Origin of the sequence: Xanthomonas sp. SHU 308 (assembly GCF_000364645.1) — a bacterium.
GTDB lineage: Bacteria > Pseudomonadota > Gammaproteobacteria > Xanthomonadales > Xanthomonadaceae > Xanthomonas_A > Xanthomonas_A sontii.
Genome location: NZ_AQOK01000648.1, coordinates 1 through 26,643, shown reverse-complemented (window position 1 = coordinate 26,643; position 26,643 = coordinate 1). Strand labels below are relative to the sequence as shown.

Annotated in this window: 21 protein-coding genes; 11 read left to right on the top strand and 10 right to left on the bottom strand. The window is 69.6% G+C overall.

Features of this window, described 5'->3' with window-relative positions; translation table 11 throughout:
• From D588_RS0118035 to D588_RS0118000, 8 genes are all read right to left on the bottom strand, one after another.
• A partial coding sequence (locus D588_RS0118035; protein ID WP_017916968.1) for a sugar porter family MFS transporter occupies positions 1-1,031 on the bottom strand: 1,031 nt, incomplete at its 3' end.
• A 90-nt stretch (positions 1,032-1,121) separates the two neighbouring features.
• Positions 1,122-2,462: a xylose isomerase gene (xylA, locus tag D588_RS0118030; RefSeq protein ID WP_017916967.1), complete on the bottom strand. Its 1,341-nt coding sequence runs from the start codon at positions 2,460-2,462 to the stop codon at positions 1,122-1,124.
• Positions 2,463-2,496: 34 nt separating this feature from the next.
• On the bottom strand, positions 2,497-3,990 hold the full coding sequence (gene xylB / locus D588_RS0118025; RefSeq protein WP_017916966.1) for a xylulokinase: 1,494 nt from the start codon (positions 3,988-3,990) through the stop codon (positions 2,497-2,499).
• A 763-nt stretch (positions 3,991-4,753) separates the two neighbouring features.
• The gene (locus D588_RS0118020) at positions 4,754-7,636 is read right to left on the bottom strand and encodes a TIM-barrel domain-containing protein (protein WP_017916965.1); all 2,883 of its coding nucleotides are present in this window, start codon (positions 7,634-7,636) and stop codon (positions 4,754-4,756) included.
• Positions 7,637-7,689: 53 nt separating this feature from the next.
• Positions 7,690-9,345 carry a DUF5597 domain-containing protein gene (locus D588_RS0118015; protein WP_017916964.1) on the bottom strand — a complete coding sequence of 552 codons (1,656 nt, stop codon included), beginning with the start codon at positions 9,343-9,345 and terminating at the stop codon, positions 7,690-7,692.
• Between the two features lie 47 nt (positions 9,346-9,392).
• Positions 9,393-11,327, bottom strand: a complete 1,935-nt coding sequence (locus D588_RS0118010) for a sialate O-acetylesterase (RefSeq protein ID WP_017916963.1) — start codon at positions 11,325-11,327, stop codon at positions 9,393-9,395.
• Positions 11,328-11,413: 86 nt separating this feature from the next.
• Positions 11,414-14,350 carry a TonB-dependent receptor gene (locus D588_RS0118005; RefSeq protein ID WP_051067888.1) on the bottom strand — a complete coding sequence of 979 codons (2,937 nt, stop codon included), beginning with the start codon at positions 14,348-14,350 and terminating at the stop codon, positions 11,414-11,416.
• Between the two features lie 287 nt (positions 14,351-14,637).
• Positions 14,638-15,600, bottom strand: coding sequence for a LysR substrate-binding domain-containing protein (locus D588_RS0118000; protein WP_017913161.1), 963 nt, complete (start codon positions 15,598-15,600; stop codon positions 14,638-14,640).
• Positions 15,601-15,883: 283 nt separating this feature from the next.
• On the opposite strand from D588_RS0118000, the gene D588_RS0117995 reads away from it, so the two are divergent.
• The 5 genes from D588_RS0117995 (at position 15,884) to fdxA (ending at position 19,895) form a co-directional block, all read left to right on the top strand.
• Positions 15,884-16,504 (top strand): 2-dehydro-3-deoxy-6-phosphogalactonate aldolase, encoded by a 621-nt coding sequence (locus D588_RS0117995; RefSeq protein ID WP_017916961.1) that lies wholly within the window; start codon positions 15,884-15,886, stop codon positions 16,502-16,504.
• Positions 16,501-17,652 carry a galactonate dehydratase gene (gene dgoD, locus D588_RS0117990; RefSeq protein WP_017916960.1) on the top strand — a complete coding sequence of 384 codons (1,152 nt, stop codon included), beginning with the start codon at positions 16,501-16,503 and terminating at the stop codon, positions 17,650-17,652. Before D588_RS0117995 ends, dgoD begins: the two co-directional genes overlap by 4 nt.
• A gap of 4 nt (positions 17,653-17,656) precedes the next feature.
• Positions 17,657-18,580 carry an SMP-30/gluconolactonase/LRE family protein gene (locus tag D588_RS0117985; RefSeq protein ID WP_017916959.1) on the top strand — a complete coding sequence of 308 codons (924 nt, stop codon included), beginning with the start codon at positions 17,657-17,659 and terminating at the stop codon, positions 18,578-18,580.
• Positions 18,577-19,473 (top strand): 2-dehydro-3-deoxygalactonokinase, encoded by an 897-nt coding sequence (locus D588_RS0117980; RefSeq protein ID WP_017916958.1) that lies wholly within the window; start codon positions 18,577-18,579, stop codon positions 19,471-19,473. The genes D588_RS0117985 and D588_RS0117980 overlap by 4 nt, the downstream gene beginning before the upstream one ends.
• A 98-nt stretch (positions 19,474-19,571) precedes the next feature.
• Positions 19,572-19,895: a ferredoxin FdxA gene (fdxA, locus tag D588_RS0117975; RefSeq protein WP_017909525.1), complete on the top strand. Its 324-nt coding sequence runs from the start codon at positions 19,572-19,574 to the stop codon at positions 19,893-19,895.
• Between the two features lie 372 nt (positions 19,896-20,267).
• Here the strand turns inward: fdxA and D588_RS0117970 are convergent, their stop codons facing one another.
• Together D588_RS0117970 and dapA are read right to left on the bottom strand one after the other, a co-directional pair.
• Positions 20,268-20,792: a hypothetical protein gene (locus D588_RS0117970; RefSeq protein WP_026143850.1), complete on the bottom strand. Its 525-nt coding sequence runs from the start codon at positions 20,790-20,792 to the stop codon at positions 20,268-20,270.
• 17 nt (positions 20,793-20,809) lie between these two features.
• On the bottom strand, positions 20,810-21,718 hold the full coding sequence (gene dapA, locus D588_RS0117965) for a 4-hydroxy-tetrahydrodipicolinate synthase (RefSeq protein WP_017916956.1): 909 nt from the start codon (positions 21,716-21,718) through the stop codon (positions 20,810-20,812).
• Between the two features lie 166 nt (positions 21,719-21,884).
• Between dapA and D588_RS0117960 the strand changes: the two genes are divergently transcribed.
• The 6 genes from D588_RS0117960 to thiD all read left to right on the top strand — a co-directional run bounded on the left by D588_RS0117960 (position 21,885) and on the right by thiD (position 26,589).
• Positions 21,885-22,460: a glycine cleavage system protein R gene (locus tag D588_RS0117960; RefSeq protein ID WP_087943489.1), complete on the top strand. Its 576-nt coding sequence runs from the start codon at positions 21,885-21,887 to the stop codon at positions 22,458-22,460.
• 65 nt (positions 22,461-22,525) lie between these two features.
• Positions 22,526-23,005 carry a peroxiredoxin gene (locus D588_RS0117955; RefSeq protein WP_017916955.1) on the top strand — a complete coding sequence of 160 codons (480 nt, stop codon included), beginning with the start codon at positions 22,526-22,528 and terminating at the stop codon, positions 23,003-23,005.
• Between the two features lie 82 nt (positions 23,006-23,087).
• A complete protein-coding gene (locus D588_RS0117950) occupies positions 23,088-24,488 on the top strand; it encodes a PhoH family protein (RefSeq protein ID WP_026143849.1) in 1,401 nt (466 codons plus the stop codon).
• A 29-nt stretch (positions 24,489-24,517) separates the two neighbouring features.
• Positions 24,518-24,979 carry a hypothetical protein gene (locus D588_RS0117945; protein ID WP_153750958.1) on the top strand — a complete coding sequence of 154 codons (462 nt, stop codon included), beginning with the start codon at positions 24,518-24,520 and terminating at the stop codon, positions 24,977-24,979.
• 84 nt (positions 24,980-25,063) lie between these two features.
• Positions 25,064-25,732 carry a YoaK family protein gene (locus D588_RS0117940; RefSeq protein WP_017916952.1) on the top strand — a complete coding sequence of 223 codons (669 nt, stop codon included), beginning with the start codon at positions 25,064-25,066 and terminating at the stop codon, positions 25,730-25,732.
• Positions 25,733-25,779: 47 nt separating this feature from the next.
• Positions 25,780-26,589: a bifunctional hydroxymethylpyrimidine kinase/phosphomethylpyrimidine kinase gene (thiD, locus tag D588_RS0117935; protein WP_017916951.1), complete on the top strand. Its 810-nt coding sequence runs from the start codon at positions 25,780-25,782 to the stop codon at positions 26,587-26,589.
• The last annotated feature ends 54 nt before the right edge of the window (positions 26,590-26,643 follow it).

The following is a 26,643-nucleotide window of genomic DNA, read 5'->3' as shown; positions in this document are numbered from 1 at the left end:
CGGGGGGAGCCGATCCACAACAGCGGCTTGCGCCCGACCCGGTCGATCAACACCACGGTGATCAGGCAGGCACCGATGCTCAACGCACCGGACAGCACGTTGATCAACAACGCATCGCTCTCGGAGAAACCCACCGCCTGCCACAGCACCGCGCCGTAGTAGAACACCACGTTGATGCCGACCAGTTGCTGGAAGGTGGCCAGGCCGATGCCGATCCACACGATCGGGCGGATCTTGCCGGTGACCTTGCTGACCAGGTCCGACAGCCGCGGCGTGTGCTGGTCGGCCGACAGCGAGGCGGAGATTTCGGTCAGCTTGGCCTGCGCCGTGTTGGCGCCGTACAGCCGGGTCAGCACCGCCAGCGCCTGCTCGCGGCGACCCTGCACCACCAGGAAGCGCGGGCTCTCCGGAATCGCCAGCAACAGCAGCAGGAACGCGGTGGACGGCAGCGCCTGCATCCAGAACATCCAGCGCCAGGCCGGCTGGCCCAGCCACAGCGCCTCGGTGGACGCGCCGGCGGCCTTGGCCAGCAGATAGTTGCTGAGGAAGGCGCAGAACAGCCCGCCGATGATGGCGATCTGCTGCACCGTGGCCAGGCGCCCGCGGTAGCGCGCCGAGGCGACCTCGGCGATGTAGGCCGGCGACATCACGCTGGCCGCGCCCACCGCGAAACCGCCCATCATCCGCGCCAGCACGAACACCGCCGAGTTGTGCGCCGCGCCGGCGCCCAACGCCGACAGCAGGAACAGCGCCGCCGAGACGATCAGCACCGTGCGCCGGCCCCAGCGATCGGCCAGCGAACCGGCCAGGAACGCGCCGATCGCGCAGCCCAGCAGCATCGAGGCGACCTCGAAGCCAGTGCCGGCGGAACTGGACTGGAAGGTCTGCTTGAGGCCATCGACGGTACCGTTGATGACGCCGCTGTCGAAACCGAACAGGAAGCCGCCGATGGTGGCGACGCAGCTGATCAGGATGATGAGGCGGGTGTTCTCGCCGGCATCGGCGTGGCGATCGATCGGAACACTGGACATGGGTTCACCTGGTGGCGTGCAAGAGGAAGACGGCCGGCGCGCGGGAGCAGCATGCGCGGCGGCGGCACCGGGCCGCCGCCGCGCACCGGTTCAACGCAGCAGGTACTGGTTGATCAGGTTCTCGTAGGCTTCCTGGCGGCCGCTGCGCTGGGTCGGCTCGCCGGCCTGCGCAGCGTGCGCGGCCAGGTCGGCCAGCGTGCTCGTGCCGGCGGCGAAGGCCGCGCCGGCACCGCTGTCGAAGCTGGCGTAGCGCTCGCGGCGCCACTGCTCCAGCGGCGAGGTCGTGAGCAACGCGTGCGCGACTTCCAGGCCGCGCGCGAACGCGTCCATGCCGCCGATGTGGGCGATGAACAGGTCCTGCGGATCGGACGACTCGCGGCGCACCTTGGCGTCGAAGTTGAGCCCGCCCGGGGCCAGCCCGCCCTGCCGCAGCACCACCAGCATCGCGCCCACGGTGTCGTACAGGTCGACCGGGAACTGGTCGGTGTCCCAGCCGTTCTGCGGATTGCCGCGGTTGGCGTCGATGCTGCCGAGCAGGCCGGCGTCGCTGGCCACCTGCAGGTCGTGTTCGAAGCTGTGCCCGGACAGGGTGGCGTGGTTGGCCTCGATGTTGAGCTTGAAATCCTTGTCCAGCCCATGCTGGCGCAGGAAGCCGACCACGGTGGCGCTGTCGAAGTCGTACTGGTGCTTCATCGGCTCCATCGGCTTGGGCTCGATCAGGAAATTGCCCTTGAAGCCGATGCTGCGCCCGTAGTCGCGGGCCAGGGTCAGGAATCGCGCCAGGTGCTCCTGCTCGCGTCGCATCTGCGTGTTGTGCAGGCAGGCGTAGCCTTCGCGGCCGCCCCAGAACACGTAGTTCTCGCCGCCCAGTTCCACCGTCGCCTCCAGCGCGGCCTTGACCTGCACCGCCGCGCGCGCGACCACGTCGAAGTCCGGATTGGTCGCCGCACCGTTCATGTAGCGCGGGTGCGAGAACAGGTTGGCGGTGCCCCACAGCAGCTTGACCCCGGTGTCGGCCTGGCGCTGCCTGGCGATGCCGACCATGTGCTTGAGGTTCTTTTCGTACTGGCCGACGTCCTCGGCGTCCGGCGCCAGATCCACGTCGTGGAAGCAGTAGTACGGCACGCCGAGCTTGGTGAAGAACTCGAACGCGGCATCGGCCTTGGCCTCGGCGCGGCCCAGCGCATCGCTGCCGGCGTCCCAGGGATAGGCGCGGGTGCCGGGGCCGAACGGATCGGCGCCGTTGCCGCAGAAGCTGTGCCAGTAGGCCACGGCGAAGCGCAAGTGCTCGGCCATGGTCTTGTCGCCGACGCGCTTGTCGGCGTCGTAGACCTTGAACGCCAGCGGATTGTCCGAGGCCTTGCCTTCGAACGGGATGCGACCGATGCCCGGGAAGTATTCCTTGGCGCCGGTGTAGACGGAAGTGCTCATCACGAAGTCCTGGTGCGTTGCGGGGGAAAGGGAATCACGCGGCGTACAGCGGGCCGACGGCCTGCAGATGCCGCTGGAAGCTCTGGTAGTGCGCCTGGTACTGCGCGCCGCGCTGCGCATCCGGCTGCGCCGAGCGCGTTGCGTCGTCCTGCTGGTGCTGCAGCACCACGTCGGCCAGGCTGGCGCGGTCGCCCTGCGCCCAGCCGTCGGCCCACAGCGCCTGCAGCGCCGCGCCGAACGCCGCGCCCTCGGCCTGCGCCGGCACGTGCACCGGCAAGCCGAACAGATCGGCGATGAGCTGGCGCCAGCCGGCGCTGTTGCTGCCACCGCCAGTCAAGGAGATCGCATCGAATTGCAGTCCGGCATCGACGAAGGCATCGAAGCCGTTGCGCAGGCTGTAACTGGCACCCTCCATCGCCGCACGATAGAAATGCGCCGGCGTGGTGTTGTGCAGGTCCATGCCGGTCAGACAGCCGCGCGCGGCCGGCAGGTTCGGGGTGCGTTCGCCGTTGAAGAATGGCAGCAGCACCAGTCCGTCGGCGCCGGGCGCGGTGGTGGCGAGCAAGGCCTCGCCCTGCCCGGTCTTGATGCCGAACAGATGCGCGATGGTCTCGGTGGCGACCGTGCAGTTCATGGTGCAGATCAGCGGCAACCAGCCGCCGCTGGAGGAGCAGAACGCGGCCCAGCGCGCCTCGGCATCGACTACCGGGCGCTCGGCATAGGCGAACAGCGTGCCCGAGGTGCCCAGGCTCATGCTCAGTCGCCCCGGCACCACGTTGCCGGTGCCGATCGCCGCCATCATGTTGTCGCCGCCGCCGGTGGCCACGCGCACCTCGCGCGGCAGGCCCAGCGTCTGCGCCGCGGCGGCGGACAGGACGAAACTGGTCTCGGTCGGCACCAGCGGCGGCAGCGCCGCGGCCAGGTCGCGCTGCGGATCGATCGCCTGCAGCAGCGGCGCCGACCACTGCCGGGTGCGCACGTCCAGCCAGCCGCTGCCGGAGGCGTCGCCGACCTCGGCGTAGCGCTCGCCGGTGAGCCAGAAGTTAACGTAGTCGTGCGGCAGCAGCACCGTCGTCATTGCCGCGTAGGCATCGGGACGATGCTTGCGCGTCCACGACAGCTTGGAGGCGGTGTAGCCAGCCAGGATCGGGTTGCCGGCCAGCTCCACGCAGCGATGGGCGCCGCCGACCGCCGCCATGATCTCCTCGCACTCGCGCTGGGTGCTGGTATCGCACCACAGCTTCACCGGCGCGGTGACCTGGCGCTGCGCGTCCAGCGGCACGAAGCCGTGCTGCTGCCCGGACACCGCGATGGCCCGCACCTGCGCCCGCTGTTCGGCGCTCAGCGCGGCGAAGCAGGCGACGATGCCGTCGATCCACCACTGCGCCTGCTGCTCGCGGGTGCCGTCGTCGCGGCTGATCAGCTCCAGCGCGTGGCCGTGGGTGGCCACCACCTGCCGGCTGTCGGCATCGTAGGCGAGCAGCTTGACGCTCTGCGTGCCCACGTCCAGGCCGATGTACAGACTCACTGCCCTACCCGCCACATCGTGCACACACCCAGTTCCATCATCGCTCCAGGAGAAAGGCCGGCGTGCGGGGACCGCCCGCCGTACCGCCGAGTGTAGTGCGCACCGCACGCATCACGCAGCGGCGCATGATGACGCTGAGTGCCGCGCGCTGCCAGCGCGCCCCGGGCGATGGCGCACGCACGCATTGGATCCAGCCACCCTGCAGCCAATTCACGGTCAACGCATGCAGAAGCGGGACAAGGATCGAGCCAACGGATGTCACTGCGTGCAGTGATGACCCGTCGCATCCGCGACACGATGGCGACTGGCGCGGTCTCGACTCTGCGCAGGATGTGTCTACACACGGCACCATCTTGATGCGCTGCATCAAACCTGCGCGCAAGGCGTGCGCATGTTGCACCGTTGCGCATTCGATGCATCCCTTCTCCCAATGGACCATGGCCCGCTTCGGGGGAAGTACCCCAGGGAGCGGATGAAGCGCTGCGCTCCGGACCCTCACCCCAACCCCTCTCCCGGGGGGAGAGGGGCTAAAGCGCGCCGCTGCCGCTTCTTTGCCGTCATCTGGGTCGTACCGTCGCTTGCGAACTCGCCTTCCTTCTCCCGTCGGGACCATGGCCCCCTTTTAGGGGGAAGGTGCCCCGCAGGGGCGAATGAGGGTACGGGCGTAGCGCGCCTATTTCGCTGCATCGCGACCCAGTCGGCACGCCACGACCGCCCGCATGGGGCAACCAACGCTGGCACCATCTCGCGCGCCATCCCAGGCTCATCCGGCCCGCGCTGCGACGGCATGGCCGGTCGACTTGCGCGGCACCTCCAGTGGCTGGCCGCGATACTCGACGCTGGCGTCGGCCGCGGGTTCGAGCGCGCCGGCATCGTCGCGTGGGCCATCGACGAAGCGCACATGGAGGGTGCGCCGGTCCTGCATGCCCGGCCAGCGCCCCTCGCGCGCGCCGATGCGCAGCACGCCACTGGCCTGATCCCACTGCAGCGGGATGCGGCTGAACTCGCCCTTCTCGTAGCCGTAGCCGGTGCCGTCGTCCTCGTACAGCGAGAAGCGGCCGTCGGCGCCGGTATAGACCACCACGGTCAGCGGCGCGTCCGGGATCTGGTCGACGTACTGCTGCACTTGGGTCATCGGCACGATGGCGCCGGCGCGCACGAACAGCGGCATGCGCTGCAGCGGCGCGGCGGCGTCGATGGTCTGGCCGCCGGCGTGACGCGCGCCACTGTTGAAGTCGATCCAGTCGGTGCCTGCCGGCAGGTAGACCTGGCGCGAGGTCGCACCGAAGCGGGTCACCGGCGCGACCAGGAACGCCGGGCCGAACAGGTATTCGTCGTCGATGTCGGCGACCTTGGGGTCGTGCGGAAAGTCCATCGGCAGGCCGCGCATCATCACCCCGTCGTGGTGATAGGTGTCGCCAGCGAGCGTGTAGATGTAGGGCAGCAGCGCGTAACGCAGGCGGCTGTAGTAGGCCATGCTGGCGTAGTACGGCGTGCCTTCCGGCGCGATGTTCCAGATCTCGCGGTACGGGAACTGGCCGTGCGAGCGGAACAGCGGCACGAAGGCGCCGAACTGGAACCAGCGCGTGTTGAGTTCGCGCCACTCGGGCAGGTGCGCCGGGTCCTGGCTTTCGTAGCGCTTCTCCGCGGCGAAGCCGCCGATGTCGAAGGTCCAGTTCGGCAGGCCCGACATCGACAGGTTGACGCCGGCGGAGATCTGCTCGCGCATGTCCTCCCAGCGCGAGGCGATGTCGCCGCTCCACACCGCCACGGCGTTGCGCTGGATGCCGGCGTAGCCTTTGCGCGAGAGGATGAACACGCGCTTGCCGTCGGCGGCGCGGTCGCCGGCATAGACGCCGTGGGTGTGCGGCAGCGGATAGGCATTGAAGAACTCGGTGGACGGCCCCAGCGCGGTCGGGGTGGTGCGCGCCTTGCGCTCGGCGATGTCCAGGTTGGAGTGCACGTCGGGTTCGTCGGCATCCAGCCACCAGGCATCGATGCCCTTGCGGTTGAGTTTTTCGTCGATCTGCCGCCAGTAGATCGCCTGCGCATCGGCCGCGTACGGATCGTAGAAGGCGTTGGTGTAGCCCTTGCCGATCCAGTCCAGTTCGCCCACCTCGACATTGCGCCGGTAGATGTGCCCGGCCGCGTCCAGTTCCTTGTAGTGGTCCGTGCTCGGGTAGAACTTCGGCCAGACCGAGATCATCAGCTGCGCGTGGCTGGCGTGCACCGTCTTGACCATGCCGTCCGGATCCGGAAAGCGCGCGCGGTCGAAAGCGTGCGAGCCCCAGGCGTTCTCCGGCCAGTACGACCAGTCGAGCACGATGTTGTCGATCGGCAATTGCCGCCGACGGTACTCGGCCAGCGCGCCGAGCAGTTCGTCCTGGGTCTTGTAGCGCTCGCGGCTCTGCCAGAAGCCGTAGGCCCACTTCGGCAGCAACACGGCCTTGCCGGTCAGCGTGCGGTAGCCGGCGATGACCTGGTCGGCGTTGTCGCCGGCGACGACGTAGTAGTCGATCATCTGCCCCGCTTCCGACCACAGCGACAGGTCGCCGGCTTCGGCCGCCGGCAGCGGGTCGCGATGCAGCAGCGCGATGTAGCTGGGATCGATCAGGTCCCACTCGACCTTGAGGGAATGCTTCTGGCCGGGCTGCAGCTGCAGCGCGAACTCGTGGTGCCAGGGGTTCCAGTTCTGCCGCCAGCGGTCGACCAGCAGCTTGCCGTCGACCCACAGCCTGGCGTACTCGCTGGCGTAGAGCGAGAAGGTATGCGTGCCGCCGCGCTCGGCCTCGATCTGGCCTTCCCAGCGCACCTGCATGCGGCGCTTGTCGCCGGGCTTGGCCGCGGCGGGGAATTTCGCCAGGTCCTTGATGTACTGATAGTCGATGTCGGCTTCGCGACGCTCCAGCACCGGCTTGCCGTCGATCGCGTAGTGCGCGGTCAGCGCACCGGGCTTGCCGTGCGCGTCGTACAGGCGCAGCGTCGCCGGCAGCGGCTGCAGCCCGCGCGGATCGCCGAAGCGGGTGATCGCGTTGTTGTCCCAGAGGATCCCGTAGTTGCGGCTGGACACGAGGTACGGCGCCGCCATGTCGAGATTGCTCTGCAGCAGTTCGATGTCGTGGCCCTTCTGGTTCATCCAGCCCTGCTGGTGCTGGCCGAACCCGTAGAAGGCCTCGTCGGGCGGCGAGACGAAGCGCTGGCGCACGCTCAGATAGTGGCGGCCCTCGACCTGCAACGGCGCGAAGCTGCGCCCGCCCGCCACTTCCGCCAGCAGCGGCGTGCCCTGCGCATCGGTGAAGCCGACATGGCCGTCGACGGTGGACACCTGCGCGGTCATCCGCGCGGTCTTGAGCTGCACCGTGTCGCCGTGTTGCTCCAGCGTAAAGCCGGTGTCGCCCTGCACCGGCACCCGCATCAGGCTGGGTGTGCGCTGGAATGCGCCGGTCGGATCGGCACTGACCCGGACGATGCCGCGGTCGATCACCTGCAGGCGTACCGGCGCCGCGCCCCTGGTGCTGGGATGCACGGTGACGCCATCGGCATCGCGGGTCACCTGCTGCGCGGCGGCGGACGCGGCGACCGCGAGCAACGCCAGCGCCAACAGGCGTGGCAACGAAGGCGGCAGGCAACGGTTGGCGTGGTGCATGTTCACTCCCTTGGAAAGTCACGCGGCACGGCGCGCCTGGCGCCGCCGCGTCGTCAATAGGTCGCCAGGGTGACGCGCAGCAATTGCGGCACGTCGGAAAAGTTGAGTCCGTAATCGGCCTGATCGCCGTTCCAGTTGCGCCGGAACCGCCACTGCTCGCCGTCGTACACGCCCTCCTCGACCCGGTCGTAGAGCATGTTGGCGGTCGCGGCGCTGGCCGGATGCAGGGTCACCCGCGCGTGCTGGGCGGTGATCAGGAAGGTGTCCGGGCCGAGTTCGGCGATCAGCGCCGCGCCGATCGGCGCGGGATTGCCGGGCGGCTCGCCCTGGAACCAGAACTGCGGCACGCCGTAGGTGACGGTGGCGCTCCAGCGCGCGTTGAGCGGCAGTTCCTGCACCGCCTGGCCCGGCGCCTCGGCGGTGCCGTGCAGCTTGCCGGCGGCCGCGGCGCGGGCGAACACGCGCATGCCCATGCCCACCGCGCGATAGCCCAGCGCGAACGGCGCCAGCGCCTGCGCATCCACGCGCTTGGCACCGAGCGGATCGTTGGAGTAGCCGCTGTAGTCGATGCCGAAGGTCGACCAGCCGATGCCGTCGTGGCCCAGCGCCGGATACAGGTAGCGCGCGTACTCGGGGCGGTTGCCGGTCTCGGCGACGAACAGCGCGTTGTCGGGGCGTGCGTAGCGCTGCAGCACCGTGGTGTACAGCGGGTACTCGGGCATGTAGATGTCCGGCGCCAGCAGGTCGATGTGCGGGGCCGCCGCCTTCCACACGTCCAGCACATTGTCGGTGGGGCCGCCGCTGGCGTACTGCCCGGGCTGGCCGGGATTGAACGGGCCGCGCAACGCCGCATTGACGTAGATCGGCAAGGGATACGCGGCCTTGCCGGCCTCGGCGACGCGGTCGATGAAGTGCGCGATGTGCCAGGCATGGAAGATCTCGTCGGCCTCGGCGCCGAACACCTGCGCCCAGCTACCCGGCGACTTGCCGAGCCGCTGCAGCAGCGCCTGTGGCACCGGGCCGTCGAACACGCGCTGCGCCATCGGCGAGAAGTCGCGCGCGCTGCCGTAGGTGCCCGGCTCGTTCTCCGCCTGCACCATGATCACGGTGCGCTGCGGATCGGCCTGGCGCAGATGCCGCATGAAGGCGACGAACGCTTTGCGATCAGCCTCCAGCGTGGCCGGCGCCAGCGGCGACAGCGAACCCAGGCGCCGCCCGTCGCGCGCGACCACCCGAGGGAAGCGCGCATCGTCGGTCTTGACCCAGTGCGGCGCGTAGTTGGGGCCGTTGTTCTTCCAGGTGCCGAACCACAGCAACACCAGCCGCACCCGCTGCGTGCGCGCCTGCGCCAGCAGGGTATCGACGAAGGAGAAATCGAAGCGGCCCTCTTCCGGTTCCACCTGCTCCCAGGCGATCGGCACCTGCACGGTGTTCGGCCCCAGCGCGCGGATGGCCGGCCACACCTGCGCCAGCGCCGCCGGATAGTTGCTGGAATTGTTGACCTGCGCGCCAAGGATCAGAAACGGCGCGCCGTCGACCAACAGCGCGTGGCGGCCGCCGGTGCTGACCAGGCGCGGGATCGGTGCCTGGGCCGGCGCCGATGTCGCGGCAGCGGGCGTGCGCGTCTCCGCCGACGGTGCATCCGACGCGGCCTGGCAGCCGCTCAGCAGCAGCGACAGCAGGACAGGCAGCCACCATGCGGCGCGCAACGCGCGAGACGGCGATCCGGTTCTTCGCACGTGGCCGGCGCCCTGCCTCACCAGTCGTCGCTGCGGAACGGGCCCACCGGCAACTGCTCGCGGTTGACCAGGTTGGCATCCTCGGGGTTTTCACTCCAGGCGTAGCGCAGTGCCTGCGGCTGCGGCACCGCGTCGCTGCGGACCACCACCTGGTCGCCCTCGATCCGCGCCTGCGCCGGATGGAAGCGGCGATCGGCGCCGGCCAGGGCGAAGCCACGCAGCACAGTGCCGCCGCCACGCACCGCCAGGGTGCTGCCCATCAAGTCGAACATCACCCGCGCCTGGCCATCGGCGAACGTGGCGCGCGCGAACACCGGCGCGCTGTAGACCAGGGTTTCGCCGTAGGCGACGTGGCGTGCGACCAGCGCCAGGCGATGCCCCACGTCCTGCTTGTTGGGGGGATGGATGTTGTCCGGCGTGCCGATGTCGATGGTCACCGCCTGCCCGGTCGCCGGCAGCGACAGCGTCCTGGTCTGCGATTCACGCAGTTGCGCCCACGGACTCAGGTCGCCCTGGTCGCTGCCGGCCTTCCAGTTGGCCAGTTGTACCCACAGGAACGGCAGCTGCGGCTGTCCGCGCTCCTGCCGCCAGCGCCCGATCAGCGACGCGAACTGCTCGCGGTAGCGCAGCGCGCCATACGGGTAGGCGTTGCTCTCGCCCTGGTACCAGATCACACCCTTGACCGGGAACGGCTGCAGGGGATGGATCATCGCGTTGTACAGCAGCGTCGGCACCTGGTTCTTGTCGTCGTTGGCGGCCAGCGTGACCTTGGCCGGGCGGAACCGCCAGTCGCCGGCCAGCGAGCGCGGCTGGCCGCCGTCGGGCTGCACGAAGAACGCCGCCGCATCGCCGGGAATGCCGCCGAAGCCGCCGGTATCCAGGACGCGGATCGCGATGTGGTTGACGCCGGCGCGCAGCGCTGCCGGCGGCACGCGGTAGCGGCGCGGCTCGGTGTAGCGCCCTTCGGTATGGCCGACCTCCACGCCATTGACGTAGGTGGTGTCGGCATCGTCCGCCGGGCCGATGCCCACGACGGCGCCGGCCTTGGCTTCAGCTGCACTGAGGGTGAAAGTGCTGCGATACCAGGCGACGCCGTCCATGCCGACGTAGCCATGCTGTTCCCACAGCCCCGGCAGCGGCTGGCGGTCCCAGTCGCGGTCGTCCAGATCGGCAGCGGCCCAGCCGGCATCCGCATCCGCGGTGGTCGGCTGTGGCCAGCGCGCCAGGCGCCGCCGGGTCTCGCCGAGGTCCTGTGCGTCCTTGGCCTGCATCTGCGCGATGCGCGTGCGCACCTGCGCCGCGTCCACGCCCGGCGAGGCGGCGTCCATCCAGGCCTCGATCGCACTGCCGCCCCAGGTGCTGTCGATGATGCCGATCGGCACGCCGGTGTGGTGGCGCAGGTCGCGCGCGAAGAAATACGCCACCGCCGAGAACGCGCCGGCGGTGGCCGGCGTCGCCGCGGCCCAACTGCCGCCGGGCAGCCGCGGCTGCGGCTGCGCCGACCAGGCCTTGGGCACCTTGAAGTTGCGCAGTTGCGGATCCGTCGCCGCCGCCACTTCGCGCGCGCCGTCGCGCGCCTGCGCCAGCGGCCACTCCATGTTGGACTGGCCGCTGGCCAGCCACACGTCGCCGATCAGCACATCGCCGATGCGCCGCTGGCTGCCGTCGCCCTGCACCTCCAGCACGTACGGGCCACCGGCCGCATGCGCCGGCAACTGCAGTCGCCAGCGGCCATCGCGGCCCGCGACCGCACTGGCGCTGGCACCGTCCAGGCGCGCCTGGATGCGTGCGCCAGGCGTGGCCCAACCCCAGACCGGAATCGGTGCATCGCGCTGCAGGACGGCGCCGTCGGCGAACAGCAACGGCAGTTGCAGTTCCGCCGCGGCCGGCCATGACGCGAACGCCAGCGCCAGCAGCGCCAGGCGAACGGTGGGATGCAGCGGTCTTGTCATGAAGCGGTTCCTGCGTCGGGAGGAAAAGCCGGCCGCGGCCACCTGCCTCGCCGCAGGCGGACCGCGTGCCGGAGACGGCTGCGCGCCTACCAGTTGGCGCGCAGCACCAGCGAGTAGCGACGATCGTTGACGAACCAGCTGCGCGTGTACAGATGCCGGTCGACCTCGCCATCGCTGTAGGAGGTCGGCCCCATCAGCACCTTGGTCTCCGCGTTGGTGATGTTGTTGGCCTGGATGCCCAGTTGCAGGTGCGGCGTGAACCGATAGAACACCGAACCGTCGAGCTGGCCGTAGTCGTCCGACCAGGTCGGCAGCTTGGTCGACACGTCGCTGGCGGTCAGCAGGTAGCGCGAGCGCCAGTTGTAGGCCAGGCGCACCGACAGCGGACCCTTCTCGTAGATGCCGGCGAGGTTGTAGCTGCGCCGCGACAGGCCTTCCAGCGGCAGCGCCACGCCGGTCACGGTGGTCTTGGTGTAGGGATCGGTGGCCGTGTTCACGCCACCGCTGCTGTCGACGAAGGTGAAGTTGGCATTGACGCCGAAGCCGCTCATCCAGCCCGGCAGCGAATCGAAGAACTGGGTGTAACCGTACTCGAAGCCGCGGATGCGGCCCTTGTCCATGTTGTACGGACGCGTCACCAGGAAGTCCTGGCCGCCATAGTTCTCGGTGACGGTCTGGTTGGAGAAGTAGTCCTTGACGCTCTTGTAGAACAGCGTCAGGTACATCATGTCGCTGCTGTCGAAGTACCACTCCAGCGCGGCGTCGTACTGGTCGGCCTTCATCGGCTTGAGGTTGGGGTTGCCGGCGGAGCCGGTCCAGTCCTTCAGCGAGCCGTCGTCGTTGACGGTGGCCGTCAGCAGCAGATACGGCTGCAACTGGGTGTAGTCCGGCCTTGCCATCGCCTTGGACGCGGCCAGGCGCAGCTGCAGCGCATCGGAGAACTTGAAGCGCAGGTTCAGGCTCGGCAGCACGTCGGTGTAGCTGCCGCGCGCGTCGTTCGGGAAGTACTGTCCGTAGTACTGGGCCTTGAGCGCGTCCGAGGCCGAGGTGGCGGACAGGTCCGGATACTGGCCGTAGCCCGAGGCCTCGGTCCTGGTCTGCACCACGCGCACGCCGATGTTGCCGTCCACCGGCACGCCCAGCGCGGTGTCGTTGCCGAAGTACATCACCATGTATGCGGCCTGGGTGCGTTCGAACTGGCGGTTGGTGTCCTGCAACTGGTACTGGTCCGGCGCCCAGCCATAGCCGCGCAGCGCGACGATCTGCTCGATCAGCGCAGAGGTGCCGGCATAGTCCTTGACCGCGCTGTTGCGTGGGAAGTACAGCTTGTTGGGCACGCGCACCTTGCCGCGCAGCAGGTTCGAAAAGGAATACAGCGACGAGGACGCGGTCATGTAGCTGGCCAGGTCGGCCAGGCCGGTGGCGGTGCCGGGGATGGTCGCCCAGTTGTCGCTGATCACGCCCCAGTTGTAGCCGGAATTCTTGTTGGTCTGGATGCGGTCGGTGGCACGGATGCCGGCACGGAAGGTGCGCAGCCACGGGTTGTCGTCGTAGCTGTACTCCAGGTCGAAGCGTGTGGCCAGCTCGCGGCCGCGGTTCTTCGCCAGGTGATCCATCGCCGCGCTCCAGAAGTAATTGGAGGGGTCGGCGGTGTAGCTCGGGTCGGCCAGGGTCACTGCGGGATACGTGCCGCTGAGGTCGAAGGTCAGGCCCGGCAAATAGATCGAACTGAACAGGGTGAAATCCAGGGTGTCGCTCTGCGACTGCACCAGTTGCATGTCGCCGCGCACGGTCAGCCGGTCGGTCAAACGATGGGTGAAGCCGCCGGACAGATCGGAGGTGGTGGTGCTCTGCCGGGCGTAGCGGTTGTCGGTGTAGAAGCGCACGCCGTCGTTGCCGGTGACGTCGCCGCGCCAGGAACTGGACGCCGGCGACCCGCTGACGAAACGGCCTGCATCGTCGTAGGTGAAGGTGGTGCCGGGTGCCGGCGCGATGGCGTTGGTGTCGTCGTTGAAGAACGCCGCGCGCTCCTGCCAGTTCATGTCGTAAGACGAGCGCAGGTATTGCACGTAGAGGTCGGTGGCGTCACTGGGCCGCCACTGGAAGGCGGCCGCCACGCCCTTGCGCTTGCGTTCGAACTCCAGCTGCCGCCAATTGACGCCACCGGGCACGTACACCTTGTCGAAGCTGGTGCCGGCCAGCAGCGCGGGATCGGTGCGGCGCACGAACGGTTCCACCTGGATGCCGTCACTGCGCGTGGCCAGTTCCGAGTGCGCCACATCGAGCATGAAGCCCATTTCGCCCAGGCCGGTGTTCCAGCGATCGCTGAACAGGAACGAGCCCGACGGCTTGTAGGTCTTGCTCAGGTCGCCGTAGTTGACGTCGGCGGTGAAGCCGATGACCCGGCCCGGCTGGTCGAACGGCATGCGCGTGCGCAGGTTGACCGTGCCGCCGAGGCCGCCTTCGATGATCTCCGCCGAGGGATTCTTGTACACGTCCACGCCGGCCATCAGTTCGGCCGGCACGTCCTCGAAGCTGAGCCCGCGTCCGCTGGCGGCACTGAAGCTGTCGCGGCCGTTGAGTTCGCCGCGCACCTGGGTCATGCCGCGGATCATCACCCCGCTGCCTTCGGCCGAGAAGTGGTCCGGATCGTTGCGCGCCATGAAGTGATCGATGGTCACGCCGCTGACCCGCTGCAGGGTCTCGGTGACGCTGCGGTCCGGCAGCGCGCCGATGTCCTCGGCGCTGACCGAATCGACGATCTGCTCGGCATCGTGCTTGATCGATTGCGACTTGATCAGGCTGCCGCGCACGCCCTTGACCTCGACCGCATCGAGCTGGGTCACCGGGTCGCCTTTCTTGCGCGCGGCAGGCGGTGCGCTCGCCGGCTCAGCCTCCTGCGCCAGCGCCTGTGCGCTGAGCAGCAGGCCGATGCTCAGCGCGATGAGCGAACGCGGCAAAACACGGGGACGACGTGACGCTGCGGTCGGCAGCGCCGGACCACAAGAATGCTGCGATGCCATGCTGTTTCCCTCCCAGGAGACATGCACACAGACACGGGCGACGGTCGCACCAGGGCGCCGTCCTGCGAGTTGTGACGGCGTCGGTCTCAGCCGCTGCCGTATCGGATGGCGCCGCTGCGCAGAGTGGCAGGTCGGTCGCTAGCGCGATCGGCCGAGACTAGGAATGCACTTGGCGTGAAACAAATGAAAAATTCCCGTCAAGCTATGTGATTCCAGACTAGCGGGATGCGCACCACGGCATGTCTACGAAATAGTCCACTTGCAGTGTGCAGCGCCCGCGGCGGCGTTCAAACGCTCGCCGCCCGCTCGGGATACAGCCGCTTGGCCGCATTGCGCAGCGCCAGCAACACGCGTTCGGCGCCAGGCGGCAACAGATAGTCGCGGCGGCGCACGATGCCGAACGATTCCATGCGCACGCCCAGCGTGATCGGCAACACCGTCAGCAGCTTGGCCTGTACATACGGCGCCACCGCCTCGGCCGGCAGCGCGGCCAGCAGGTCGCTGCCGCGCAGCAGGCTGGTCATCACCGGCAGCGACGAGGTCTCGATGACGTTCTGCGGCGCCGGCACCGCGTGCTCCAGGAACATCGCGTCCAGGCGCGCGCGCAGCACGCTGTCGGCCGGCGGCAGCACCCAGCCGTAGCGGGCCAGGTCGGCATGGCGCAGGTCGGCGCGGGTGGACAGCGGGTGGCCGGCGCGCGCGATCACCGAATGCGGCTCGTCGGCCAGCGGCTCGAATTCCAGCGCCTCCGCACCATAGGGCCCGAGGATGCGCCCGATCACGATGTCGAGCTGGCCGTCAAGCAGCTTGGCCACCAGCGGCCGGCTGTAGTCCATCTCCACCCGCACCAGGATGCCGGGGAACTCGCGCTTGACCTCGGCGATGGCCTGCGGCACCAGGTTGGTGCCCGGATTGACCACGGTGCCGATCGAGACCTGGCCCATGCGCCCTTCGCACAGTGCGGCGATCTCTTCCTGGGCACGGCCGATCTCCGACATCGCCGCGCGTGCGCGGCGGATCAGCACCTGCCCGTACCAGGTCGGCTCGACCCCGCGCGCGTGGCGCTCGAACAGCTTCACCCCCAGCAGGTCCTCCATTTCCGCCAGCAGCTTGGACGCCGCCGGCTGGGTCATGCTGGCTGCCTCGGCGGCGCGCAGCACCGAACGGTGCTCGTGCAACTGCAGCAGCAACAACAGATGCCGGGTCTTCAAGCGCGCGGCGTTGAACCAGGGATTGGCAGAGGCATTCATCGTGGGCAGGCGTCCTGGGGGAGCGGAGCCGCGTATTCGGCGGCGGAATAGAATATGCCTAAAATTTCATTTGCAGAGCATAGCTCACGCGCGCAGGCTACGGCCCATCGCGCCCCCGCTGGCGTCGCCGTCGTCGGGCACCTGCCCGCCGGCTGCGGAGGCCGTCGGGTGGGGCCAGCGCGCCGACGCATGGCGCGGACTGCAGCGGCCCCGCCGTCCGGTCCCGCCGCTGCGCCGCGCTGGCCGGGCGCCTCCGTCACCGTCATTTCCGCCAGGTATTCCGATGTCCGCCGCCTCCCCGTTCCGACTCCCGCTGATCGCGATCCTGCGCGGTCTCACTCCCGAGGACGCACTGGCGCACGTCGGGGCGCTGGCCGATGCCGGCTACGACGCGATCGAGATCCCGCTCAACTCGCCGCGCTGGCCCGACAGCATCGGCCCGGCCGCGCAGGCGTTCGGGCAGCGCTGCTGGATCGGCGGCGGCACCGTGCTGCAGATCGGCGACGTCGACGCCCTGGCCGATCTGGGCGCACGCTTCATCGTCACCCCCAACACGCGCCCGCCGGTGATCCGCCACGCGGTGGCGCGCGGCCTGCAGGTGGTGGCCGGCTTCGCCACCGCCACCGAGGCGTTCGACGCGCTGGATGCCGGCGCGCAGATGCTCAAGCTGTTCCCCGCCGCCACCTACGGCCCCGGCCACTTGCGCGCCCTGCGCGCGGTGCTGCCGGCGCAGGTGCCGCTGTTCGTGGTCGGCGGCGTCAACACCGAGACCCTGCACGACTACCTCGGCGCGGGCGCGATCGGCGCCGGCATCGGCGGCGAGTTGTACCGCCCCGGCCAGTCGCTCGCACAGACCCAGGCGCACGCCGCCGCCTTCCGCCACGCCTATCTGGACCGCGCATGAAGATCGTCCGCCTCACCACCTACCACGCCGCGCCGCGCTGGCTGTTCCTGAAGATCGAGACCGACGAGGGCATCACCGGCTGGGGCGAGCCGGTCATCGAAGGCCGCGCGCGCAGCGTCGAGGCCGCGGTGCGCGAACTCGGCGACAGCCTGATCGGCAAGGACCCGGCGCGGATCAACGACATCTGGCAGATGCTCTACCGCGGCGGCTTCTACCGGGGCGGCCCGATCCTGATGAGCGCCATCGCCGGCATCGACCAGGCGCTGTGGGACATCAAGGGCAAGGCACTGTGCGTGCCGGTGTACGAACTGCTCGGCGGGCGCGTGCGCGACCGCATGAAGACCTACCGCTGGGTCGGCGGCGACCGCCCGGCAGCGATCATCGCGCAGATCCAGGGCTACCGCGACCTCGGCTTCGACACCTTCAAGTTCAACGGCACCGAGGAAATGAAGCTGATCGACGGCCCGCGCGCGGTGGATGCGGCGGTGGCCAAGGTGGCGCAGATCCGCGAGGCGTTCGGCACCGCCATCGACTTCGGCATCGACTTCCACGGCCGCGTTGCCGCGCCGATGGCGCGGGTGCTGCTGCGCGAACTGGAGCCGTTCAAGCCGCTGTTCGTCGAGGAGCCGGTGCTGCCCGAGCAGGCCGAGTACTACCCGCGGCTGGCCGCGTCCACGCCGATCCCGCTGGCGGCCGGCGAGCGCATGTTCTCGCGCTTCGACTTCAAGCCGGTGCTGCAGGCCGGCGGCCTCTCGCTGCTGCAGCCGGACCTCTCGCACGCCGGCGGCATCACCGAATGCCTGAAGATCGCCAGCATGGCCGAGGCCTACGAGGTCGGCCTGGCGCCGCACTGCCCGCTCGGCCCGGTGGCGCTGGCCGCCTGCCTGCAGGTGGATTTCGTCTCGCACAACGCGGTGCTGCAGGAACAGAGCATCGGCATCCACTACAACGAAGGCGCCGACCTGCTCGACTACGTGCTCAACAAGGACGACTTCGCCTGCGACAATGGCGGCAGCATCGCCGCATTGCCCAAACCGGGCCTCGGCGTGGAGATCGACGAGGAGCGCCTGCGCCATGCCAACGCCAACCCACCCGACTGGCACAACCCCATCTGGCGTCACGCCGACGGCAGCATCGCCGAGTGGTGAGCCGATGAACACCTCTCTTCCGCCCCGCCACACCGCCACGCTGGCGGTGGACAGCCGCTGTGCGCATGGTGAGGGCATGCTGTGGTGCGAGCGCCGCGGCGTGCTGTTCTGGGTCGACATCAGTGGCCGCCGCCTGTGGCGCCACGATCCCGCCAGTAATGTCAGCCGACACTGGGATCTGCCCGATCGTCCCGGCTGCCTGGGCCTGTTCGACGACGGCCGCCTGCTGCTGGCGCTGGCCAAGGGCGTGTACGCCGCCGATCCGGACGCCGCGGCCGAGACAGACGGCGCGTTGCCGCTGCAGCACCTGGCGGACGTGGAACCGGAGCGCGACGACACCCGCAGCAACGACGGCCGCGCCGATCGCCACGGCAACTTCGTGTTCGGCACCATGAGCGAACGCGAGGACCAGGCGCCGGTCGGCAGCTTCTACCAGTGGTCGGCGCGCCACGGCCTGCGCCGTTTGCCGTTGCCGGGCGTGGCCATTCCCAACGCGATCTGCTTCAGCGCCGACGGCCGCACCCTGTACTACTGCGACTCGGTGCAGCCGCGCATCCTGTGCTGCGACTACGACCCGGATGCCGCGCACACCGCCAACAGCCGCGTGTTCGCCGAACTGGACCATGCCGGCGCCGAGCCGGACGGTGCCATCGTCGACGCCGAAGGCCACCTGTGGAACGCGCAATGGCGCGCCTGGCAGGTGGTGCGCTACCGCCCCGACGGCAGCGTCGAGCGGCGTGTCGCCCTGCCGGTCAAGCATCCCACCTGCCCCGCCCTGGGCGGCGCCGATGGCGGCACGTTGTACCTGAGCACCTCGCGGCAGGATCACAGCGAGGACGAACTGGCACGCACGCCGCAGGCCGGCGGCGTGTACGTGGCCGCGGTCGGCATCGCCGGCCTGCCCGAAGGACGCATCGCCAGCGCATGATCGTCGTCGATTGGGGGACCAGCAGCCTGCGCGGCTATCGGCTCGACGCCGACGGCGGCATTCTCGACCAGCGCCGCAGCGACCAGGGCATCGCCGCCTGCCAGGGCCGCTTCGCCGCGACCCTGGCCACCCTGATCGACGGCTGGGACGGCGACATCGTCCTGTGCGGGATGATCGGTAGCCGCAACGGCTGGATCGAACTGCCGTACGCGCCCTGCCCGGCCGACGCTGCCGCCCTGGCCGCGGCGATGCGGCCGCTGCAGGATCCGGCCCTGCCCGGCCGCACGCTGTGGTTCGTACCCGGCGTGGCCAGCGACGCCGACGCCGTGCCGGACGTGATGCGCGGCGAAGAGACCCAGCTGATCGGCCTGCTCGCGTTGCTCGCGCAGGAACCGCCGACGGCCGAGATCCACCACGTCTGCCTGCCCGGCACCCACAGCAAGTGGGTGACCCTGCAGGACGGGCGCATCGCCTCGCTGGCGACGATGATGACCGGCGAGCTGTACGCGCTGCTGCGCACGCACAGCCTGCTGGCGCGGCTGATGGACGCCGACGACGGCGTCTTCGATGCGGCCGCGTTCGACGCCGGCGTGCAGCGCAGCGGCGACCCTGGCGGGGTGCTGCACCATCTGTTCGGCGTGCGCAGCCTGGGCCTGTTCGACCGCCTGAGCGGCGCCGCGGCACCGTCCTACCTGTCCGGCCTGCTGATCGGCCACGAACTGCGCGCGCACCCCACCTTGCCGCCGGTGGTGCACCTGGTCGGCGGCAGCGGCCTGCTGGCGCGCTACGCGCATGCGCTGGCCGCGCTCGGCAGCCGCGTGCGCACCCACCCCGAGGATCTGGCCGCGCGCGGTCTGTATCGGCTGGCACAGCACGGCGGCCTGGCCGGCTGAGCCGCGCGCGCCGCCCGCCTCCTGCCCCGCTGCCCCGCATACACGGCGGCGGCGGCCGCTTTGCATTAGAATCACCGGGTTAATCGCCGGATCGAGCCATGCCTTTCGTCGTCACCGAAAACTGCATCAAGTGCAAATACACCGACTGCGTGGAAGTGTGCCCCGTGGATTGCTTCCACGCCGGCCCGAACTTCCTGGTGATCGATCCGGACGAGTGCATCGACTGCACCCTGTGCGAGCCGGAATGCCCGGCCAACGCCATCTACCCCGAGGACGACGTGCCGGCCGGCCAGGAAGGCTTCGTCGCGCTCAATGCGGAACTGGCCAAGGCCTGGCCGGTGCTCACCACGCGCCAGGAACCGCTGCCCGACGCCGCCGAGTGGGACGGCAAGCCGAACAAGCTGCCGCTGCTGCAGAAGTAATCCGGCCTCGGATTCTGCCCGGGTACTGCCCGCCGAACAGTCCATGCAAGCGGCGGCTTCAGGGCGCCTCCAACTCGCTTTGCCTCAGTGCAACCGGACACGTGATTACACCCTGGTAGGACGCGAGGCTTCGCCCGTACCCTCATCCGCCCCTTCGGGGCACCTTCTCCCGGCGGGAGAAGGGAGAAGCCGAAGCCCCTCTCCCCTCGGGAGAGGGGTTGGGGTGAGGGTACGGCGCGCAGCGTGGCGCTGAAGCAAGAAACGGCGCTTGCCCTTGCACTCCTTTCTCGCCGAACGAAAACGGGCGCACTGGGCGCCCGTTTCGCGTTCTGCAGCAGATCCGGCGCAGGCGCCGGACCACACCGGCTCGGCTCAATGACCCAGCTTGGCCTTCAATGCCGCGATCAGCTTGACCGGCGCCTCGCCGGTGGCCGGCAGGCCGCGCGGATCCACCGCCGAGACGTAGACGCCGGCATCCACCGCCACCACGCGCACCAGGAAGTTGCTGCTTTCGTAGGCCACGTCGTAGGAGCCCAGCAGCTGCGCGCGGCTGGCGATGGTGACGCCTTCGATGCCGCCCAGCGCGTCGCCGACCTGGCCGAACACCTGGTCGCGCGTCCCCGGCACCACGAAGCCGCTGTTCGACGCCGCCGGGGCTTGGCCGGCCGGGGCCGCAGGCCGCTGCGCCGAGGCCAGCGCCGGCACCTTCATCGCCGCCGAGGTATCCGGCGAGGTCAGATCCGGCGGCACTTCCAGCGGACGCATGTCGGGCGCCAGCGCGTAGTCGCCGCGCGGCTTGCCCTTGTGGAACCAGCTGCAACCGCTGGTGGCCGCGACCAGAGTGGTCGCCAGCACGGCGGCCGACAGCACGCGGACGTAGGGAACGGAAGCACGCATCAATCAATCTCCTGGAGTCAGGCCGCGAGCGTTTCGCGGCTGGATAGGTCTTCCAACGCGGCAGCGTCGGCGGCAAGTCGGTCGGCCGTGGCGTGGTGCGCCGCGGACAGCGGCAGCAGCGGCAGCCGCAGGCCCTGGCCGATCCCGGCGCGCTGCAGCAGCGCCTTGACCGGAATCGGGTTGGATTCGATGCCGCAGAACGCATGGAACGGCTGCAACCGCGCGTCCCAGGCCTGCGCCGGCTCGGCCTGGCGCGCGCGCGCCAGGTCGCACAGCCGCCGGTAGGCGCGCGGCAAGGCATTGGAGGCGACCGAGATCAGTCCGTCGAAGCCGGCCAGCATCGCCTGCGCAGCGCTGCCGTCGTCGCCGCTGAACACCGCGAAGTGGTCGCTGCGCAGGGCCGCCAGCGCGGCGATACGCTGCGGGTCGCTCACGGCTTCCTTGATGCCGACGATGTTCGGATGCTGCGCCAGGTGCGCCACGGTCTCCGGCAGCAGGTCGCAACCGGTGCGGCCGGGCACGTTGTACAACACCACCGGCAGGCCGCCCTGCTCGGCGACCCGGGTGTAGTGCGCGATCAAGCCGGCCTGGGTCGGACGCACGTACGGCGGCGTCACCACCAGCGCGTACTGCGCGCCACCGGCGGCGGCGCGCTGGGTCAGCGCCACGGTCTTGGCGGTGCCGGACAGGCCGGTCCCGGCCAGCACCGGCACGCGCCCGCCGATCGTCTGCACCGCCTCGCGCAGGATCCGGTCGTACTCCTCGTCCAGCAGCGTGGCCGCCTCGCCGGTCGATCCCGCCACCACCAGCCCCTGCACGCCGCCGTCGAGCTGGCGTTTGAGCAGCCGCTGCCAGGCGTCGAGGTCGAGGTCGCCATTGCCCTGGAAGGGCGTGGCCAGGGCGGTGATGATGCCGGAGAGGGACAAGATGCCGGGTGCTCGCTGGGAGAAGGGGGCCGCGCAGGCTGCGCGGACGGGTCGGCCCCGCACGCGGGGCAGGGTCGCCCCGCATGTTACTTGCGGCCCGAAAGCGCGGGCAAGTATGCTGCACACCATGCCGGGCGACCGCCCGGATGCCGTTCAGCCTTACGCAATGCCGGAAGCCCCTTTGACCGACACCACGCCCCGGCCCGCGCCGACCGAAAACCACCTCCTGATCAACGCCTACACGACGCATCCGGAGTCGCCCTTGTTGCCGGTGACGCGTCGCATCGCCGACAGCGGCTGCAATCTCGTCGATGCGCGCCTGGCCACGGTCGGCCGCGACGTGTCGGTGACCGCGCTGGCGACCGGCTCGTGGGACTCGGTGGCCAAGCTCGAAGCCATGCTCACCCGCCTCGACCGCGAGGAAGGCATGAAGCTGGTGTGGTACCGCACCGGCGCCAAGCAGGCGCAGTCCAACCTGCTGCCGTACATCGTCGAAGTCATCGCCGCCGACAAACCCGGCATCCTGTTCCAGTTGGCCGACTTCTTCGACCGCCAGGGCATCACCATCGAGAACCTGCAGAGCACGCGCTACCGCGCCATGCAGACCGGCGCGGAGATGTTCTCGGCGCAGGTGACGATCGGGGTGCCGGCGAACATGCACATCGCCGCGCTGCGCGACGACTTCCTCGAGTTCTGCGACCACCTCAACCTGGACGCGATCATGGATCCGATGAAGTTCTGAGTGCGCCGCGCTGGACACCGACGCAATCGAACGCAGATGATGGCGATGCACGCGGAGGACACACCATGAAGGACGGCGACACCCTGGACCGCACCACGCTGGCCTTGCCGCTGGCGCTGTCCGGCGGCGCCAGCGCCACGCTCGGCGATTACGCCGGCCGCTGGCTGGTGCTGTATTTCTACCCGAAGGACAGCACGCCCGGCTGCACCACCGAGGGCATCGAGTTCAACGCACTGCTGCCGCAGTTCGAACAGGCCGGCGCCACTGTGCTCGGCGTGTCGCGCGACTCGGTGAAGTCGCACGACAACTTCTGCGCCAAGCAGGGCTTCCGCTTCGCCCTGGTCAGCGATGCCGACGAGGCGCTGTGCCGCGCCTTCGACGTGATAAAGGAAAAGAACATGTACGGCCGCCAGGTGCTGGGCATCGAGCGCAGCACCTTCCTGCTCTCGCCGACCGGCCAACTGGTCCGCAGCTGGCGCAAGGTCAAGGTTCCCGGCCACGCCCAGGCCGTGCTCGACGCGCTGCAGGCCGCCGCCCAGCAGTGATCACCGCCGTTTCCCGCACCCCGCATCGCCCTGCCCCGCAGGCAGCGATGGCGCGTCCCTGCTCCTCTTTCAGGAATCCATGATGACCCGAGGCAAGCGCATCTACGTGCTGGATACCAACGTGCTGATGCACGATCCGACCGCGCTGTTCAAGTTCGAGGAACACGACGTGTTCCTGCCGATGCAGGTGATCGAGGAACTGGACAATGCCAAGAAGGGCATGTCCGAAGTCAGCCGCAACGCGCGCCAGGTCAGCCGTTTCCTCAACGAGCTGATCGAGGGCGCCGGCGCCGAGCAGATCGAATCCGGCATTCCGCTCAGCCACCCGCAGGGCATCCAGCTCAAGAGCACCGGCAGCATCGGCCGGCTGTACTTCCAGGTGCGCCCGGTCGAGCCGGGGCGCAGCTTCGGCAGCGTGGCGCCGGACAACAAGATCCTGGCCGCGGTGCTGGCGCTGCGCGAGGAGCAGCCGGAAATCCCGGTGATCCTGGTGTCCAAGGACATCAACCTGCGCATCAAGGCGGCGATCAGCGGCCTGGTCGCCGAGGACTACGAGAACGACCGCGCGCTCGACGATTTCAGCCTGCTCTACACCGGCGCGATCGAACTGCCGGAAGATTTCTGGCAGAAGCATAACCAGGACCTGCGCAGCTGGAGCGACAAGGGCCGCACCTGCTACGAGATCGCCCTGGCCGCCGACGAGGACTGGTATCCGAACCAATACCTGTACCTGCCGGGCGAGGACGAAGTGGAACTGCGCGTGGTCAAGGTCAACGCCGAGCGCAAGGCGACGCTGGCGCTGGTCGACGACTTCCGCAGCGGCCAGCACGCGGTGTGGGGCATCGCCGCGCGCAATCGCGAGCAGAACTTCGCGCTCAACGCGCTGATGGACCCGGAAATCGACTTCGTCACCCTGCTCGGCACCGCCGGCACCGGCAAGACCCTGCTGGCGCTGGCCGCGGGCCTGGCGCAGACCATGGACCAGCAGCGCTACCGCGAGATCATCATGACCCGCGCCACGGTCAGCGTCGGCGAGGACATCGGCTTCCTGCCCGGCACCGAGGAAGAGAAGATGACGCCGTGGATGGGCGCGCTCACCGACAATCTGGAAGTGCTCACCCACACCCAGGAAGGCGGCACCTGGGGCCGCCAGGCCACCAACGACCTGCTTGCCAGCCGCATCAAGATCCGCTCGATGAACTTCATGCGCGGGCGCACCTTCCTGTCGCGCTACCTGATTCTGGACGAGGCGCAGAACCTGACCCCGAAGCAGATGAAGACGCTGATCACCCGTGCCGGCCCCGGCACCAAGATCGTGTGCCTGGGCAACGTCGAGCAGATCGACACGCCGTACCTGACCGAGACCACCTCCGGCCTGACCTACGCGGTGGACCGCTTCAAGGCCTGGCCGCACAGCGCGCACATCACCCTGCGCCGCGGCGAGCGCTCGCGCCTGGCCGACTACGCCTCGGAGGTCCTGTGAACGCGGCGGCCGGCGTGCGCCTGGCAGGCATGGCGCTGGCCATGGCCCTGCTCGGCGCCTGCGCCACCGCGCGCGGGCCGGCCATGGTGCCGACCTCGGTCAAGGCCGGGCAGTCGTGGATCGTCACCCGCAACAGCACCGCGACGCAGGTGCTGGACACCTGCTCGCGCGACAGCCCGGCGCGCCAGGACGGCGCGGTCACCGGCTACTGGATTCCGACCCCGGAACAGATCGCGCAACTGGAAGCGCATCTTGCGCAACTGCAGCCGCAGATCGCCGACCCCAGCGCGTCCGATCGCCAGTACGTCGGCATCCTGTACCGCGGCAAGCAGGCGATCTATGTCAACGCCTTCGCGCCGGACGACAGCAGCGAGCGCGACCCCACGGTCGACGCGGTCAAGGCCTGCGGCGGCGGCAACCGTTTCTGGGGCGCGGTCTACGACCCGGCGAGCGCCCGCTTCTCCGAGATCGCGGTCAACGGCGCACGTTGAGATGGCTGCGGTCAGGTGCCACTGGCGGCGTGCCGGGGCGGCCGCACATCGCGGGCGCCGCGCCGCGGCCGCATCGCGCGCGGCATGAACCTGGAACTGCCCCGCTGGGCCTGGGCCTTCGCGGGCACGCTGGCCGCGGTCGCCGGCATGGTCAACGTGGTCGGCTATCTCGGCTTCGAGCATCAGGCGGTCACCCACCTCACCGGCACCACTACCCTGCTCGGCGCGGCGCTGGCCGATGGCGACGCCCGCGCGATCGCGCAACTGGCCGGCGTAGTGCTAGCGTTCCTCGGCGGATCGATGCTCGGCGGCTTCATCGTGCAGGACAGCCGCCTGCGCCTGGGCCGCCGCTACGGCGTGGCGCTGGCGCTGGAGGCGCTGCTGCTGCTGGCGGCGATGCAGGCATTCAAGCAACAGCAACTCGCCGGCGCCGTGCTCGCGGCGATCGCCTGCGGCCTGCAGAACGCCACCACCACCATCTACAGCGGCGCGGTGGTGCGTACCACCCACCTCACCGGCATGTTCACCGACCTCGGCATCGGCCTGGGCCAGGCGCTGCGCGGCCTGCCGCTGCCGCGTCGGCGCATCCGCCTGAGCCTGCTGATCATCGGCGGCTTTTTGTGCGGCGGCGTGCTCGGCGCCTGGGCCTACCGGCAGGTCGGCTTCGACGCCCTGCTCGGCCCCGCCCTGCTGACCGGCACGGTCGGTACGCTGTACGCGCTGCAGGCGCACTACCGCAGCCGCGAACGCTGAAGGCGCGGCCGAGTGCATAAGCGACGTCAGCCCTGCACAATCGGCGCATGAGCGAACCCACCGTCGTCTCCGCACTGAGCATCGCCGGCACCGATTCCGGCGGCGGCGCCGGCATCCAGGCCGATCTCAAGACCTTCGCCGCGCACCGCGTGCACGGGCTGGCGGCGGCCGCCGCGCTGACCGCGCAGCACACCCGCGGCGTCACCGCGGTACACGTGCCGCCGCTGTCGTTCCTGCGCGCACAGATCGACGCCTGCTTCGCCGACTTCGACATCGCCGCGGTCAAGCTCGGCATGCTCGCCAACGCCGAGGTGATCCACGTGGTCGCCGATGCGCTGGAAGAATATCGCCCACCGTGGGTGGTGCTGGACCCGGTGATGGTGGCCACCAGCGGCGCCAAGCTGCTGCAGGACGATGCCCTGGACGCGCTGCGCAAGCGCCTGCTGCCGCTGGCGACGCTGGTGACGCCGAACGTGCCGGAAGCGCAGTTGCTGCTCGGCCGCCCGATCGACACCGCCGACGACGCCGAGCACGCCACCGCCGCGCTGCTGGAGGCGGGCGCGCAGGCGGTGCTGCTCAAGGGCGGCCACCTGCAGGAAGGCCAGCGGGTGATCGACCGCTACAACGACGGCGTCAGCCGCAGCGAGTTCAGCCATGCGCGGCTGCCGCTGGACGCGCACGGCACCGGCTGCACCCTGGCCGCGGCGATCGCCGCACAGCTGTGCCAGGGCCTGGCCTTGCCGGCCGCCTGCGAAGCGGCGATCGACTACGTGGCGCGCGCCTTGCGCGGCAGTTACCGGCCCGGCCGCAGCCACGTGGCAGTGCTGGACCACTTCGGCGCGGCGCGCGGCCCATGAGCGCAGCGCCCATCGCCGCGACGGCGATCGCCGAGCACGCCCTGCCCGTCGCCG

Bases quoted from the DNA above. Each gene is read 5' to 3' on its own strand.
- xylA (WP_017916967.1), bottom strand. From the start codon at position 2,462: ATGAGCACTTCCGTCTACACCGGCGCCAAGGAATACTTCCCGGGCATC.
- D588_RS0118020 (WP_017916965.1), bottom strand. From the start codon at position 7,636: ATGCACCACGCCAACCGTTGCCTGCCGCCTTCGTTGCCACGCCTGTTG.
- D588_RS0118010 (WP_017916963.1), bottom strand. From the start codon at position 11,327: ATGACAAGACCGCTGCATCCCACCGTTCGCCTGGCGCTGCTGGCGCTG.
- D588_RS0118005 (WP_051067888.1), bottom strand. From the start codon at position 14,350: ATGGCATCGCAGCATTCTTGTGGTCCGGCGCTGCCGACCGCAGCGTCA.
- D588_RS0118000 (WP_017913161.1), bottom strand. From the start codon at position 15,600: ATGAATGCCTCTGCCAATCCCTGGTTCAACGCCGCGCGCTTGAAGACC.
- D588_RS0117995 (WP_017916961.1), top strand. From the start codon at position 15,884: ATGTCCGCCGCCTCCCCGTTCCGACTCCCGCTGATCGCGATCCTGCGC.
- dgoD (WP_017916960.1), top strand. From the start codon at position 16,501: ATGAAGATCGTCCGCCTCACCACCTACCACGCCGCGCCGCGCTGGCTG.
- D588_RS0117985 (WP_017916959.1), top strand. From the start codon at position 17,657: ATGAACACCTCTCTTCCGCCCCGCCACACCGCCACGCTGGCGGTGGAC.
- D588_RS0117980 (WP_017916958.1), top strand. From the start codon at position 18,577: ATGATCGTCGTCGATTGGGGGACCAGCAGCCTGCGCGGCTATCGGCTC.
- fdxA (WP_017909525.1), top strand. From the start codon at position 19,572: ATGCCTTTCGTCGTCACCGAAAACTGCATCAAGTGCAAATACACCGAC.
- D588_RS0117970 (WP_026143850.1), bottom strand. From the start codon at position 20,792: ATGCGTGCTTCCGTTCCCTACGTCCGCGTGCTGTCGGCCGCCGTGCTG.
- D588_RS0117960 (WP_087943489.1), top strand. From the start codon at position 21,885: ATGCCGGAAGCCCCTTTGACCGACACCACGCCCCGGCCCGCGCCGACC.
- D588_RS0117955 (WP_017916955.1), top strand. From the start codon at position 22,526: ATGAAGGACGGCGACACCCTGGACCGCACCACGCTGGCCTTGCCGCTG.
- D588_RS0117950 (WP_026143849.1), top strand. From the start codon at position 23,088: ATGACCCGAGGCAAGCGCATCTACGTGCTGGATACCAACGTGCTGATG.
- D588_RS0117945 (WP_153750958.1), top strand. From the start codon at position 24,518: ATGGCGCTGGCCATGGCCCTGCTCGGCGCCTGCGCCACCGCGCGCGGG.
- D588_RS0117940 (WP_017916952.1), top strand. From the start codon at position 25,064: ATGAACCTGGAACTGCCCCGCTGGGCCTGGGCCTTCGCGGGCACGCTG.
- thiD (WP_017916951.1), top strand. From the start codon at position 25,780: ATGAGCGAACCCACCGTCGTCTCCGCACTGAGCATCGCCGGCACCGAT.